This window comes from Vibrio sp. KUL70 (genome assembly GCF_059725515.1).
The window spans coordinates 230,733-244,845 of the sequence record NZ_AP045834.1 but is presented as its reverse complement, the minus strand read 5'-3'; the positions used below and the strand labels follow the sequence as shown (position 1 = coordinate 244,845).

Annotated in this window: 9 protein-coding genes and 16 tRNA genes; 7 read left to right on the top strand and 18 right to left on the bottom strand. The window is 46.8% G+C overall.

All coding sequences use genetic code 11. The features are described 5' to 3' along the window. Positions 1–110: 110 nt before the first annotated feature. Entirely contained in the window at positions 111–1,274 is a 1,164-nt protein-coding gene (gene queG / locus AC6I7V_RS01180; protein WP_498011174.1) for a tRNA epoxyqueuosine(34) reductase QueG, read from the top strand. A gap of 742 nt (positions 1,275–2,016) precedes the next feature. On the opposite strand, the gene AC6I7V_RS01175 is transcribed toward queG, so the two are convergent. From AC6I7V_RS01175 to orn, 17 genes are all read right to left on the bottom strand, one after another. Beyond that, a tRNA-Gly gene (locus tag AC6I7V_RS01175) sits at positions 2,017–2,092 on the bottom strand. Positions 2,093–2,126: 34 nt separating this feature from the next. Then, positions 2,127–2,203, bottom strand: a tRNA-Met gene (locus AC6I7V_RS01170). A 142-nt stretch (positions 2,204–2,345) separates the two neighbouring features. After that, positions 2,346–2,421 (bottom strand) — tRNA-Gly (locus tag AC6I7V_RS01165). A gap of 32 nt (positions 2,422–2,453) precedes the next feature. Beyond that, positions 2,454–2,530 (bottom strand) — tRNA-Met (locus AC6I7V_RS01160). A gap of 142 nt (positions 2,531–2,672) precedes the next feature. Beyond that, positions 2,673–2,748, bottom strand: a tRNA-Gly gene (locus tag AC6I7V_RS01155). A 32-nt stretch (positions 2,749–2,780) separates the two neighbouring features. Continuing rightward, positions 2,781–2,857 (bottom strand) — tRNA-Met (locus AC6I7V_RS01150). Positions 2,858–3,001: 144 nt separating this feature from the next. Continuing rightward, positions 3,002–3,077, bottom strand: a tRNA-Gly gene (locus AC6I7V_RS01145). A gap of 53 nt (positions 3,078–3,130) precedes the next feature. Beyond that, a tRNA-Gly gene (locus AC6I7V_RS01140) sits at positions 3,131–3,206 on the bottom strand. A 54-nt stretch (positions 3,207–3,260) separates the two neighbouring features. Further along, positions 3,261–3,350, bottom strand: a tRNA-Gly gene (locus AC6I7V_RS01135). A 54-nt stretch (positions 3,351–3,404) separates the two neighbouring features. Further along, positions 3,405–3,480: transfer RNA gene (locus AC6I7V_RS01130), tRNA-Gly, on the bottom strand. Between the two features lie 54 nt (positions 3,481–3,534). Further along, positions 3,535–3,610, bottom strand: a tRNA-Gly gene (locus AC6I7V_RS01125). 32 nt (positions 3,611–3,642) lie between these two features. After that, positions 3,643–3,719, bottom strand: a tRNA-Met gene (locus AC6I7V_RS01120). Positions 3,720–3,760: 41 nt separating this feature from the next. Beyond that, positions 3,761–3,850: transfer RNA gene (locus AC6I7V_RS01115), tRNA-Gly, on the bottom strand. Positions 3,851–3,904: 54 nt separating this feature from the next. Continuing rightward, positions 3,905–3,980, bottom strand: a tRNA-Gly gene (locus AC6I7V_RS01110). Positions 3,981–4,013: 33 nt separating this feature from the next. Continuing rightward, positions 4,014–4,090, bottom strand: a tRNA-Met gene (locus AC6I7V_RS01105). Between the two features lie 183 nt (positions 4,091–4,273). Next, positions 4,274–4,349: transfer RNA gene (locus AC6I7V_RS01100), tRNA-Gly, on the bottom strand. Between the two features lie 180 nt (positions 4,350–4,529). Further along, entirely contained in the window at positions 4,530–5,075 is a 546-nt protein-coding gene (gene orn, locus AC6I7V_RS01095; RefSeq protein ID WP_498011173.1) for an oligoribonuclease, read from the bottom strand. Between the two features lie 151 nt (positions 5,076–5,226). Here orn and rsgA point away from each other — a divergent pair, with 151 nt between their 5' ends. The 4 genes from rsgA to AC6I7V_RS01075 all read left to right on the top strand — a co-directional run bounded on the left by rsgA (position 5,227) and on the right by AC6I7V_RS01075 (position 10,053). Continuing rightward, complete coding sequence (gene rsgA / locus AC6I7V_RS01090; protein ID WP_498011172.1) at positions 5,227–6,282, top strand: small ribosomal subunit biogenesis GTPase RsgA; 1,056 nt, start codon at positions 5,227–5,229, stop codon at positions 6,280–6,282. A 148-nt stretch (positions 6,283–6,430) separates the two neighbouring features. Beyond that, a complete protein-coding gene (gene asd / locus AC6I7V_RS01085) occupies positions 6,431–7,348 on the top strand; it encodes an archaetidylserine decarboxylase (protein WP_498011171.1) in 918 nt (305 codons plus the stop codon). 220 nt (positions 7,349–7,568) lie between these two features. Further along, on the top strand, positions 7,569–8,984 hold the full coding sequence (locus AC6I7V_RS01080) for an SLC13 family permease (protein ID WP_498011170.1): 1,416 nt from the start codon (positions 7,569–7,571) through the stop codon (positions 8,982–8,984). A 181-nt stretch (positions 8,985–9,165) separates the two neighbouring features. Continuing rightward, a complete protein-coding gene (locus tag AC6I7V_RS01075) occupies positions 9,166–10,053 on the top strand; it encodes a DMT family transporter (protein WP_498011169.1) in 888 nt (295 codons plus the stop codon). Positions 10,054–10,112: 59 nt separating this feature from the next. On the opposite strand, the gene epmA is transcribed toward AC6I7V_RS01075, so the two are convergent. Beyond that, the gene (gene epmA, locus AC6I7V_RS01070) at positions 10,113–11,087 is read right to left on the bottom strand and encodes an elongation factor P--(R)-beta-lysine ligase (protein ID WP_498011623.1); all 975 of its coding nucleotides are present in this window, start codon (positions 11,085–11,087) and stop codon (positions 10,113–10,115) included. Positions 11,088–11,516: 429 nt separating this feature from the next. Here epmA and frdA point away from each other — a divergent pair, with 429 nt between their 5' ends. Continuing rightward, complete coding sequence (gene frdA / locus AC6I7V_RS01065; RefSeq protein WP_255231606.1) at positions 11,517–13,334, top strand: fumarate reductase (quinol) flavoprotein subunit; 1,818 nt, start codon at positions 11,517–11,519, stop codon at positions 13,332–13,334. Continuing rightward, positions 13,334–14,113 (top strand): succinate dehydrogenase/fumarate reductase iron-sulfur subunit, encoded by a 780-nt coding sequence (locus AC6I7V_RS01060; RefSeq protein WP_255231607.1) that lies wholly within the window; start codon positions 13,334–13,336, stop codon positions 14,111–14,113. The genes frdA and AC6I7V_RS01060 overlap by 1 nt, the downstream gene beginning before the upstream one ends.

Below are 14,113 nucleotides of genomic sequence, written 5' to 3'. Positions count from 1 at the left end.
CGCCTCTGTTCTGGTCAACACTATTAAGATCCGTTAAGATCCGCCCCCATTTTCGCTCATGTCACGATATAAACTTATTACAAAGTTATGAATAAAGTTGCCGCTAAGCTATGAATCTAGACCACCTTGCTGAACAAATTAAAACTTGGGGACAAGAGCTCGGTTTCCAAAAAGTGGGCATTTGCGACGTCGACTTAAGTGAACATGAAGCGGCTTTACAAGCTTGGTTAGATGCTGGCTATCACGGTGAAATGGATTGGATGGCTCGTCACGGCATGATGCGCGCGAGACCTGATGAGTTACACCCAGGTACCGTTCGAGTGATCAGTGCTCGCATGAACTATCTGCCACCTGAAGCACAATTCGCAACCAACCTTGCAGACAATACTCAAGGTTATATCAGCCGTTACGCGCTGGGTCGTGACTATCACAAACTGTTTCGCAATCAGTTAAAGAAGCTCGGTCAAAAAATCGAAAAAGAGATTGAAGGGTTGGACTATCGTCCATTCGTAGACTCCGCACCGATCTTAGAACGACCTTTAGCTCAAAAGGCTGGTTTAGGTTGGACAGGTAAACACTCACTCATTCTCGATAAAGAAGCAGGCTCATGGTTTTTCCTAGGAGAGCTACTGGTCAACATCCCACTACCGGTGGATGAACCGAACACCGAAGAGTGTGGTAAATGTACCGCTTGCATAACGTCTTGCCCAACAGGTGCCATCGTAGAAGACGGCGTTGTGGATGCTCGTCGTTGTATCTCTTACCTGACTATCGAATTCGATGGTGTTATTCCGCTTGAGTTCCGTGAAGCCATTGGCAACCGAATCTACGGTTGTGATGACTGCCAATTGGTTTGCCCTTGGAATCGACATGCTGATGTGAGTAAGCAAACGGATTTTCACCGCCGTGAAGCATTCAAAGATATCGATTTAATCACATTAGCAAGTTGGGATGAGGCGACCTTTCTGAAAAAGATGGAAGGCTCTTCGATTCGACGCATTGGCCATACACAATGGCTACGTAATTTATTCGTTGCGATGGGTAATGCGCCTTACCAACAGCGCATCATTGATATTTTAGAGTCTCATTTAGGTAACAATGAGATGCTCGATGAACATATCCAATGGGCGTTAGAAAAACAAAACCAACAATTGCCAAACTCAGTACAAGCTACCCTTTCAACAACCTCTCCTAGAGAATCTGTGAATAAGATTGAGAGCAAAAAGAAGCGACTTATTCGAATTGTTGAAAAAGGGCTACCGAGAGACGCTTAGTGCATTGACTATGAATATCAGTCGAGAAGCTTGATATAGCAAGGTTAGCGGAAAAATAACAGTAAGCTGTTTCATAGAATTTGAGCACAATGTTTGACCTTGTTCTCAAATTTTATAATGTGGAAAAAAAATTAATTTCTCTCAAACTTTCCACATAGCAGCAAAGTTAAACACAGTTCGGATAAATGATTAAGATCAATAAACAACGAGTTAATGATCCTACCCAAAACCCACAAAAACAAACAAAACCAATAAAAACAGCAACTTAAAACAAACAATCACAATGTAAAGTAATTTTATTAGAAAGGATCTTTTCAGTAGCACTTGAGAATTAAGGCTGAAATAACTTTATCAACCAAGTTATCCACATCAAACAATGTGTGGATAAGTCTGTTTATAGATATGAAAAACCTCAAGTATCTTCTTTAGAAACCTGATAGTTATTAGCATTCCATTAGCTAAGACAAATTTGAGACAAAAAAATATCCACCAAGAGTATTGGAGGATTGTTTTCTTTTTTAAGGGATGATGCTTCGCAGCATTAAAGAAAGAGCTTAGGCTTATAGCCTATATCCAAGCTAGATAGCTTAGAAAGAAATTGGAGCGACATACGAGGTTCCCGATCTTCAAGGCTTAGGCGTGACCTCAACCTTGACAAGGATTCGCTAAACTAGCTGAGCTAGTGTCGCATCAGGAAAGGTCTTTCACCTTTCGATTACCGTTTTCACGCTAATCTTCAAAATGGAGCGACACACGAGGTTCGAACTCGTGACCTCAACCTTGGCAAGGTTGCGCTCTACCAGCTGAGCTAGTGTCGCATAGTTAACCGCTATAATGCGTTTAACTGTAATGTGGTTGCGGGAGCCGGATTTGAACCGACGACCTTCGGGTTATGAGCCCGACGAGCTACCAAGCTGCTCCATCCCGCGTCCGGATGTCATTGTTAAGCACAATGAAAGCTATCAAATAGGAGCGACACACGAGGTTCCCGATCTTCAAGGCTTAGGCGTGACCTCAACCTTGGCAAGGATTGCACTCTACCAGAATGCTCTTCATGTTTCACTTTCAAAATGGAGCGACACACGAGGTTCGAACTCGTGACCTCAACCTTGGCAAGGTTGCGCTCTACCAGCTGAGCTAGTGTCGCATAGTTAACCGCTAATGCGTTTAACTGTAATGTGGTTGCGGGAGCCGGATTTGAACCGACGACCTTCGGGTTATGAGCCCGACGAGCTACCAAGCTGCTCCATCCCGCGTCCGGATGTCATTGTTAAGCACAATGAAAGCTATCAAATAGGAGCGACACACGAGGTTCCCGATCTTCAAGGCTTAGGCGTGACCTCAACCTTGGCAAGGATTGCACTCTACCAGAATGCTCTTCATGTTTCACTTTCAAAATGGAGCGACACACGAGGTTCGAACTCGTGACCTCAACCTTGGCAAGGTTGCGCTCTACCAGCTGAGCTAGTGTCGCATAGTTAACCGCTAATGCGTTTAACTGTAATGTGGTTGCGGGAGCCGGATTTGAACCGACGACCTTCGGGTTATGAGCCCGACGAGCTACCAAGCTGCTCCATCCCGCGTCCGGATGCCATCATTCAAAGTAGATGGGAACTTATCAATTTGGAGCGACACACGAGGTTCCCGATCTTCAAGGCTTAGGCGTGACCTCAACCTTGGCAAGGATTGCACTCTACCAGAATGCTCTTCATGTTTCACTTTCAAAATGGAGCGACACACGAGGTTCGAACTCGTGACCTCAACCTTGGCAAGGTTGCGCTCTACCAGCTGAGCTAGTGTCGCATCAGGAAAGGTCTTTCACCTTTCGACTACCGTTTTCACGTTAATCTTCAAATTGGAGCGACACACGAGGTTCGAACTCGTGACCTCAACCTTGGCAAGGTTGCGCTCTACCAGCTGAGCTAGTGTCGCATCACGGAAAGGTCTTTCACCTTTCGATTATCGCTTTCGCGTTAATCTACAAATTGGAGCGACACACGAGGTTCCCGATCTTCAAGGCTTAGGCGTGACCTCAACCTTGGCAAGGATTCGCTAAACTAGCTGAGCTAGTGTCGCATCACAGAAAGGTTTTTCACCTTTCGATTACCGCTTTCGCGTTAATCTTCAATTTGGAGCGACACACGAGGTTCGAACTCGTGACCTCAACCTTGGCAAGGTTGCGCTCTACCAGCTGAGCTAGTGTCGCATCACGGAAAGGTCTTTCACCTTTCGATTACCGCTTTCGCGTTAATCTTCAAATTGGAGCGACACACGAGGTTCGAACTCGTGACCTCAACCTTGGCAAGGTTGCGCTCTACCAGCTGAGCTAGTGTCGCATAGTTAACCGCTAACGCGTTTAACTGTAATGTGGTTGCGGGAGCCGGATTTGAACCGACGACCTTCGGGTTATGAGCCCGACGAGCTACCAAGCTGCTCCATCCCGCGTCCGGATGCCATCATTCAAAGTAGATGGGAACTTATCAATTTGGAGCGACACACGAGGTTCCCGATCTTCAAGGCTTAGGCGTGACCTCAACCTTGGCAAGGATTCGCTAAACTAGCTGAGCTAGTGTCGCATCACGGAAAGGTCTTTCACCTTTCGATTACCGCTTTCGCGTTAATCTTCAAATTGGAGCGACACACGAGGTTCGAACTCGTGACCTCAACCTTGGCAAGGTTGCGCTCTACCAGCTGAGCTAGTGTCGCATAAGTTAACCGCTAATGCGTTTAACTGTAATGTGGTTGCGGGAGCCGGATTTGAACCGACGACCTTCGGGTTATGAGCCCGACGAGCTACCAAGCTGCTCCATCCCGCGTCCGGATGTCATTGTTAAGCACAATGAAAGCTATCAATTTGAAGCGACACACGAGGTTCCCGATCTTCAAGGCTTAGGCGTGACCTCAACCTTGGCAAGGATTCGCTAAACTAGCTGAGCTAGTATCGCATCAGGAAAGGTCTTTCACCTTTCGATTACCGCTTTCGCGTTAATCTTCAAATTTGGAGCGACACACGAGGTTCGAACTCGTGACCTCAACCTTGGCAAGGTTGCGCTCTACCAGCTGAGCTAGTGTCGCATTCTGAAAACGTCTTTCGTCGTTCAGGGCTGCGAATTATAAGAGCATTTTTTTGTGATGCAAGTCCTTAATGCAAAATTCTGCAACTTTTTCGTCAAGTGCTGAAAAAGCACACAGAATTTCAAAAAAATGTTGATTTCGCAGCCAGATAATCAATTCAAAACAACCATTTTGAATCAATTAGATATTGATGATCGTCTTGCGGTAGTACTGAAGTTCAGCAATCGACTCGCGAATGTCATCTAAGGCTAAGTGACTACCAGACTTAGTAAAACCATCTAATACTTCCGGCTTCCAACGACGCGTCAGCTCTTTCAAGGTGCTTACGTCGATGTAGCGGTAGTGGAAGTACTCTTCCAGTTCAGGCATATGCTTGTACAAGAAACGACGATCTTGACCAATACTGTTGCCACAAATCGGCGATTTGCCTTTCGGTACCCACTTTTCAAGAAAATCGATCGTTTGAGCAATCGCGTCTTGTTCCGTCACAGTGCTCTCTTTCACACGTTTCACTAAGCCACTACCGGTATGCGTATTCGTACACCACTCATCCATTTTCTCCAGCTCGCTGTCCGGTTGGTGGATAGCTAATACTGGGCCTTCAGCAAGAATGTTCAACTCACTATCGGTGACGATAGTAGCAATTTCAATGATTTTATGAGTTTCAGGATCAAGTCCCGTCATCTCTAGATCAACCCATATTAGGTTCTGATCGCTAAAGGACATAATGGCGCTGCCTATTTGTTTGCGTGTAAAAGAGGTACTATACCCAAATAAGTATACTCAAACTAGGTTTTGTGCCGCGTAAATATCACGGTAACAGACTCAGTTACGTCGAGTTCCCTATCATCAAGTTAGATGTGTTAAGTAGAAAATTGTGGCAAAAAAGAAAAAGTTAACCAAAGGTCAAGTGCGACGCGTACGCAGCAACCAAAAGAAACGACTCAAGCAGGAAGACTCTGTCCAGTGGGATGAGAGCATGCTCGGCGGCACCAAGAGTGGCCTAGTAATTACTCGATTTGGTCAACATGCAGATATTGAAGACGTTGAAACCAGCGAGATCCACCGTTGTAACCTACGTCGTGGTATCGAAAGCTTGGTCTCTGGCGACCGAGTGATCTGGCGTGCTGGTCTTGAATCGATGGCTGGCATTTCTGGTGTGGTTGAGGCCGTTGAGCCACGTACTTCTATTCTAACTCGTCCGGATTACTACGACGGCCTGAAGCCTGTCGCAGCTAACGTTGATCAAATGGTGATTGTGTCTGCGGTACTGCCTGAGCTGTCTCTGAACATCATCGACCGTTACCTGATCGCCTCTGATACATTAAGCATTGCGCCACTGATTGTATTGAACAAAGTCGACCTACTCAGCGAAGAACAGCTCGCAGAATACAAACAGACCCTAACCATCTACGAGGAGATTGGCTACAAGGTTCTCTTTGTGAGTAAAGAGACAGGCTACGGCATTACTGAGCTTGAAGCTGAACTGGCCAACCGCATCAACATCTTTGTTGGTCAATCGGGCGTAGGTAAATCCAGCCTAGTTAACGCGCTGATGCCAACACTTGATATCGAAGAAGGTGCAGTGTCAGAAAACTCAGGTCTCGGTCAGCACACCACAACGGCAGCGCGTCTATACCACTTTCCATCAGGCGGTGACTTGATTGATTCACCTGGGGTTCGTGAGTTTGGTTTATGGCACTTAGAGCCTGAAGCCATCACCGAAGCTTTTGTTGAGTTCAAGCCGTATCTTGGTGGTTGTAAGTTCCGCGACTGTAAACACAATGATGACCCAGGTTGTATCCTGCGCGAAGCCGTCGAAGATGGAAAGATCAGCCGTATCCGCTTTGAAAACTACCATCGCATCATTGAGAGCATGGTTGAAAACAAAGCCAACCGACAGTACTCAAGAAACAAGAAGGCTGATCTTTAAGGCAAATTTTGTGAATAACTCTCAGCAGTTGCAACCAAAGTTTGCGCACTTGCTGACAATGGGCGCGATATTGAGTAACATCTCGCGCCCTAAAGTGTCATTAACTGATTTTCATTGAAGAAATACACAACATTGGAATATTAATACAATGGATAAGATCAAAGTTGGATTGCAGTACTGGATTCCACAACATGGACTGACTCGCTTAGTCGGTAAACTAGCGTCGGCTAAGGCGGGCGGCTTAACGACAGCGATCATCAACTGGTTCATCAAGCAGTACAAAGTGAACATGGATGAAGCCCTTCACAGCGATCCAAAACACTTCAAGACCTTCAACGAGTTCTTCGTACGTGAACTTAAAGAAGGCATGCGTCCAATCGCGGAAGGCGAATCTGTGATTGTGCACCCTGCCGATGCACGCGTAAGCCAATTTGGTCCAATTACGGACGGCAAACTGATCCAAGCAAAAGGTCATGACTTCTCTGCACGTGAGCTATTAGGTGGCGATGCAAACCTTGCTGAAGAGTTTAAAGACGGTGATTTCGCGACTCTGTACCTATCACCAAGCGATTACCACCGCGTTCACATGCCATGCGACGGTACACTGCGCCAAATGATCTACGTTCCAGGTGATCTGTTCTCAGTGAACCCACTAACAGCAGAAAACGTTCCTAACCTGTTTGCTCGTAACGAGCGTGTAGTGTGTATTTTCGATACGGAATTTGGCCCAATGGCTCAAGTTCTAGTTGGTGCAACGATTGTTGGCAGCATCGAGCAAATTTGGGCTGGCACAATTACTCCACCTCGCGGTAACACGGTTTACAAGTGGGATTACCCAGCTGAGGGTGACAAAGCGGTTATCTTGAAGAAAGGCGAAGAGATGGGTCGCTTCAAGCTAGGTTCAACCGTTATCAACCTATTTGCTAAAGACGCAATCAAGTTCGACGAGAGCATGGCAAACGGTGAGAAGACGGTTCTAGGTACTCCATACGCACATATCGCGTCAGCAGAAGCAGAAGCAGAAGCAGAAGCAGAAAAAGTACAGCCGGACGCAGAGCAAGAATAAACGCTAGCGGCTAATTGATATTTGAAAGGTGAGCTCATGGCTCGCCTTTTTTGTATCCATAGTCTGCTCGATATCAAAGCGGATTTACAAATATTGACCAAAAGCAAAACAGTTGCCGAAAAGTTAAACGACTTTGCAATTTTACAACCGTCGCCTAAGTATCCAAAACTCAGATAACTTACTCTATTTGTAGATATTTTCTTCATAGGGTTTCCATCACATGCCTAAGCTCAATGTTGGCGTACTCGTTAAACTGCTGATCTGCTTTGCTATTCCGTTAGGTGTGCTCTTTATGCCTATCGACTCTATCCCCATTGACGATCTGACCCTTATTCAGCATCGTCTGTTGGCCATTTTCTTACTGGCTGCGTTGTTGTGGGTATTAGAGCCCGTTCCGGTTTTTGCCACCTCGATCCTGATCATCACTCTTGAGGTGATCATGATATCGGACAAAGGATTACACCTATTCAGACAGCCACCAGCAGGTCATGATTTAGGAGAGTTGATAAAATACACCGATATCTTCAGTGCCTTCTCGTCACCCATTATTATTCTGTTTATGGGTGGCTTTGCGTTGGCGATCGCAGCTTCAAAATACGAACTGGATAACAACTTAGCTCGCGTTCTGCTAAAACCTTTTGGAACAGAACCTCGCTTTATCATGCTCGGTCTGATGCTGATTACGGCTGTGTTTTCCATGTTCATGTCGAATACCGCAACCACGGTGATGATGCTCGCCCTACTCGGTCCAATTGTTGCGTCAGCACCTAAAGGTGACTTGGGCATTAAAGCTTTAGTGTTGTGTATTCCAATCGCGGCCAATACCGGTGGTATTGCAACGCCAATCGGTACACCACCAAACGCTATCGCACTGCAGTACCTGACCGGAGAAAACGCCATCGACTTCCTCAGCTGGATGATGATGGGTCTACCCTTTGTGATTATTCAGCTCGCCATTGCTTGGGTTCTACTGCAAAAGTTCTTCCCTTCTCAGCAAAAGAACATGGTGTTGAAGCTAGACGGTCAGTTCAAAAAGAGTTGGCGAGCAATTGTAGTTTACATCACCTTTGCTGCAACGATTCTATTGTGGATGACGACTAAGCTGCACGGGATGAACACCTATGTGGTGTCGATCATTCCATTGGCCGTATTTACCTTGACGGGCATCATGGGCAAAGAAGAACTCAAACTGATTAACTGGGACGTATTGTGGTTAGTCGCCGGTGGTATTGCGATTGGTATTGGTTTAGATAAAACCGGACTTGCCGCGGCACTAGCACACGCGATTGACTATGAATCACTCTCCCCGGCTGCTGTGGTATTAACGCTATCTATCGTCTGCTGGTTAATGGCCAACTTCATGTCCAACACAGCGACCGCTAACTTGCTGATGCCGATCGCAGCTGCTATTGGGGCATCGATGGAGAGCTTGGCGGCAATTGGTGGATTACAAGGGTTACTGGTTGTAGTTGCCTTCTCTGCTTCACTCGGCATGATTCTACCGGTATCCACACCACCAAACTCACTCGCCTACTCAACTGGCCTTATCGAAAGCAAAGACATGGCGAAAATGGGGGTTATCTTGGGTGTCGTTGGTCTAGCAATTGTCTATCTGACGATGTTCTTATTCGTTTAACTCCCTCTTACCCAAACTCGTCACAGCTCAAAACCCAATTGAGCTGTGACGCTTATCTCCGCCTATCAGAGCTTCCCACTTCAAACCTGTATTATTTTGGAACTTGGTTTATCAAACCCTTTGCGAACTCAGCGCTTTCGGGCATATTAACTCTCTTGGCTTTTTTACATGGATGTGAGTAATGGGATTTGAATGGTTGGCTTTAGCGGCGGCTTTTTTGTGGGCGATTGCCAGCTTGATGTCGGTAAAGCCGGCTCAGCATTTAGGTTCGTTTGCCTATAGTCGTTGGCGTATGGGCTGCACCGCGATCATGCTCTCAACCATGGCTTGGCTAACCGGAGGCTGGGCAACCGTAGAATCCGATTTAATCACTCCTATGATGCTGTCAGGATTAATTGGTATCTTCATTGGTGATACCGCCCTATTTGCTTGTTTGAACCGAATGGGACCACGCCAAGCTGGTTTATTGTTCTCTTGTCACGCCGTTTTCTCTGCCATTCTTGGCTACTTCCTGTTTAATGAAAGTATGACCAGCTTAGAGCTTATCGGCTCTGCACTGGTATTTAGTGGCGTACTCACGGCGATTTTCTTTGGTCGTCGTGGACAAGCTAACAACCAACTTGAGGCCATCAAAGGCACCGTTTGGATTGGCGTCGCTTTAGGGTTAACAGCCGCTATTTGCCAAGCGCTCGGTGGCATTATTGCTAAGCCAGTCATGCAGACCAACATCGATCCTGTCGCCGCCTCCGCGATTCGAATGATTACCGCTTTTGTTGCTCACTCACTATTCAGGCTAACGGGTGCTAAATTGTCGCGCGCGATCCATCCGATTAACGGTAAGATCCTGTTCATTACCGCAATCAATGGCTTTCTTGCGATGGCTGTTGGGATGACATTAATTCTCTATGCACTACAGGAAGGGAATGTCGGTATGGTGGCACTGTTATCATCGACCACACCGATTATGCTGCTGCCTATTCTATGGATTTACACCAAGCAGAGGCCCAACGCCTACGCTTGGATTGGTGCCATTGTCGCGGTCGTGGGAACGGGGATATTGGTCAGCTAACCTTGAAGCTCTCGATTAGAGAATTAGGGCTGAAGATTAGCTAACTCAAGAAACAAGCGCTAAGCGCGCGGGAAAGGAAATGCCGTCACTTCATCGATATGATCATGTCCCATTGCGAGCATGATTAATCGGTCGATGCCTAATGCCACGCCTGCACAGCTTGGCAAGCCAGCTTTGAGTGCTTCAATCAGATGATGGTCGATAGGCTGTGGCTCTAGGCCCATATCGATGCGTTTTTGATTATCTTCTTCAAAACGCTGCAATTGCTCTTGCGGATTATCTAACTCGTGGAACCCGTTAGCCAGTTCAATGCCTTTAAAGTAAACCTCGAAGCGATCCGCTACGCGATTGTCTTGCGGGTTAATCTTAGCGAGCGCCGCTTGCGAAGCTGGGAAGTCATAGACAAATGCAGGTACCGTTTGACCAATTTTCGGCTCCACACCGATACTGAATAGAAGTTGCAACAAGGTGTCTCTGTCCTCTTCAGGATCCGCAATATCGCTCAATCCTAAAGTGCCAGCGCACCCTTTTAGCGCTTCCATCGAACCTTCTAAAGGACAAACTCCGAGCACGTTAAGAAACGCGTTTTGGTAAGTCATACGCTCAGCCTTGTCCGATTTCAGAACTAACTGAAGCAGGTCATCCATTTCATCCATCAACTTGTGATGGTCAAAGCCAACGCGATACCACTCCAACATCATAAACTCAGGGTTGTGGTAACGGCCGTTCTCTTCATTACGAAAGGCTTTGGCAATCTGATAAATACAGCCACTGCCAGCCGCTAGTAGGCGTTTCATATGAAATTCAGGGCTAGTCATGAAAAACAGCTTTTGACCACCGGCATACCCAGGCCCAACAAACTCGGTTTTGAAAGTGTGTAGGTGCACATCGGTGACCGTGGCGTGACTCATGGCTGGAGTATCAACCTCCATCACATCACGCTCAAAGAAGAAGTCACGGATCTGACGAATCAATAAAGCACGTTGTTTCAACTGCTTAATCGGCGCAGCTGGCTGCCAGTTAGCTTGGTTCATGATTTTAGAATTACTCACTGAAATAACTGGAGCGAAAGATACCGTTTGTTTAGCAAAAGATCACCTTTTCTTAAGCCTTAGTTATCAGAAAGTTTCTAACACTGGCGTTGATGATTAACGCGAATAATAATCAACAAAATCAATAACAAACTTCTCAATTTCGCTACATCTATCGACACCTTATCTTAACTGTAGCACGCAACAAATTCTTGCCGTGACTACAGTCACAGATTCCATAAAGTTTATGCTCTCGCTTGCACTACCGAAGCAAAACACTAAATACATCAATTTTTGAAATCACATCCTCTCATACACTGAACCTACCACTTAAGGCTTAGGGGTGCTGAATGGTTACGACTATTTAGAACTTCCTAAATCGGCTTTTAATAATAACAAGCGGAAAACTCCGCATCACACTGGAGGATAACTGTGAAGACAATTACCACAGATATCGCAGTCATCGGCGCAGGCGGCGCTGGTCTTCGTACTGCTATTGCAGCGGCTGAAGCTAATCCTGAATTAGAAGTCGCACTGATTTCTAAAGTTTACCCAATGCGTTCGCACACGGTAGCGGCAGAAGGCGGGTCAGCGGCTGTAATCAAGGACGAAGATAGCCTAGATAACCACTTCAACGATACGGTTGGCGGTGGCGACTGGCTATGTGAACAGGATGTTGTTGAATACTTTGTTGAGAACGCGACTCGCGAAATGATCCAAATGGAGCAATGGGGCTGCCCATGGAGTCGTAAAGAAAATGGTGAAGTAAACGTACGTCGCTTTGGCGGTATGAAAGTAGAGAGAACGTGGTTCGCAGCGGACAAAACCGGCTTCCACATGCTTCATACTCTGTTCCAGACTTCGATGAAGTACGACCAAATCAAACGATTTGACGAGTACTTTGTGGTGGATTTGATCGTTGAAGAAGGTGAAGTACAAGGCCTTATCGCGATTCACATGTCTGAAGGTGAGCTTGTTACCATCAAAGCAAAATCGGTTGTACTAGCAACGGGTGGCGCAGGTCGTGTTTACCACTGCAATACAAACGGAGGCATCGTAACCGGCGACGGTATGGCAATGGCTTATCGCCACGGTGTACCACTGCGCGATATGGAGTTCGTTCAATACCACCCAACAGGCCTACCGGGCACTGGCATCTTGATGACCGAAGGTTGTCGTGGTGAAGGCGGTATCATCGTCAACAAGAACGGCTACCGTTACCTGCAAGATTACGGCATGGGCCCTGAAACACCAGTGGGCGAGCCGAAAAACAAATACATGGAACTGGGTCCACGTGACAAAGTTTCTCAAGCATTCTGGCATGAGCAACAGAAAGGCAACACCATCAAGCATCCTCTTGGTGATGTAGTCCACCTTGACCTTCGCCACCTTGGTGAAGAGTACCTGCAAGAACGTCTGCCGTTCATCTGTGAGCTTGCGAAAGCGTACGTGAACGTTGACCCTGCAAAAGAGCCAATCCCAATTCGTCCAACCGTTCACTACACCATGGGTGGTATTGAAACCAATGGCGAATGTGAAACTCGCATTAAGGGTCTATTCGCGGTAGGTGAATGTGCGTCGGTTGGCCTACACGGTGCAAACCGCTTAGGTTCTAACTCTCTGGCTGAGTTCGTGGTATTTGGCCGCGTGGCTGGTGAACACGCTGTGAAACGTGCCGCAGAGTTTAAAGGCTGGAATGAAGAGTCTATCGCTAAACAAGTAAAAGCGGTCGAAGATCGTATCGCAGCACTGATGAACCAAGAAGGCGACGAGAACTGGGCTGATATCCGTACTGAAATGGGTCACACCATGGAAGCAGGCTGTGGTATCTACCGTCAAGAAGACCTAATGCAAGCAACCATCGATAAGATCACTGAGCTTAAGCAGCGCTACAAGAAGATCAGCATTAAAGACAAAGGCAAGGTGTTCAACACTGACCTACTTTACGCTATCGAAGTCGGCTACGGCCTAGAAGTTGCGGAAGCGATGGTTCACTCAGCAATCCTACGTAAAGAGTCTCGCGGTGCCCACCAACGTCTCGACGACAACTGCACTGAGCGTGATGACGTGAACTTCCTAAAACACTCTCTATCTTTCTTCAATGAAGATGCAGCACCAACCATCGACTACAGCGACGTTAAGATCACCAAGTCTCAACCGAAAGCGCGTCTGTATGGTGAAGCAGCAGAGAAAGCGGCAGCGGCTGAAAAAGCAGCTCAAGATGAGAACCGTGAAGAGGAGAAAGCGTAATGTCAGCGAATCGTATCCAAAAAGTAGACATCCTGCGCTACGACCCAGAGAAAGATGCAGAACCTTACATGCAGACTTTCGAGGTGCCTTTTGATGAAACCATGTCAGTACTTGATGCGATTGGCTACATCAAAGATAACCTGGACAAAGACCTTTCATACCGTTGGTCTTGTCGTATGGCGATCTGTGGTTCTTGTGGCCTGATGGTGGATGGTGTGCCAAAGCTAGCGTGTAAGAGCTTCTTACGTGACTACCCGAACGGCCTGACTATCGAGCCATTAGCCAACTTCCCAATCGAAAAAGATTTGATTGTTGATATGACGCCGTTCATCGAGCGCCTAGAAGCGATTAAGCCTTACATCATTGGTAATGACCGCAAGCCAGAAGATGGCACCAACCTGCAAACACCAGAGCAGATGGCGAAGTACAAACAGTTCGCTGGCTGTATCAACTGTGGTCTTTGCTATGCAGCGTGTCCTCAGTTCGGTCTGAACCCTGAGTTCATTGGCCCAGCGGCACTGACTCTTGCTCACCGTTACAACCTAGATAGCCGTGACAACGGTAAAGATGAGCGTATGAAGCTTATCAATGGTGAAAACGGTGCTTGGGGCTGTACGTTTGTGGGTTACTGTTCTGAAGTTTGTCCGAAGAAAGTCGACCCTGCAGCGGCAGTAAACCAAGGCAAAGTTGAGTCTTCTATGGACTTCGTTATCTCGATGTTCAAACCTGACGGTACTTCAGTTAGCAAGAACCAAGCAAAAACATCAGAGGAGGCATAA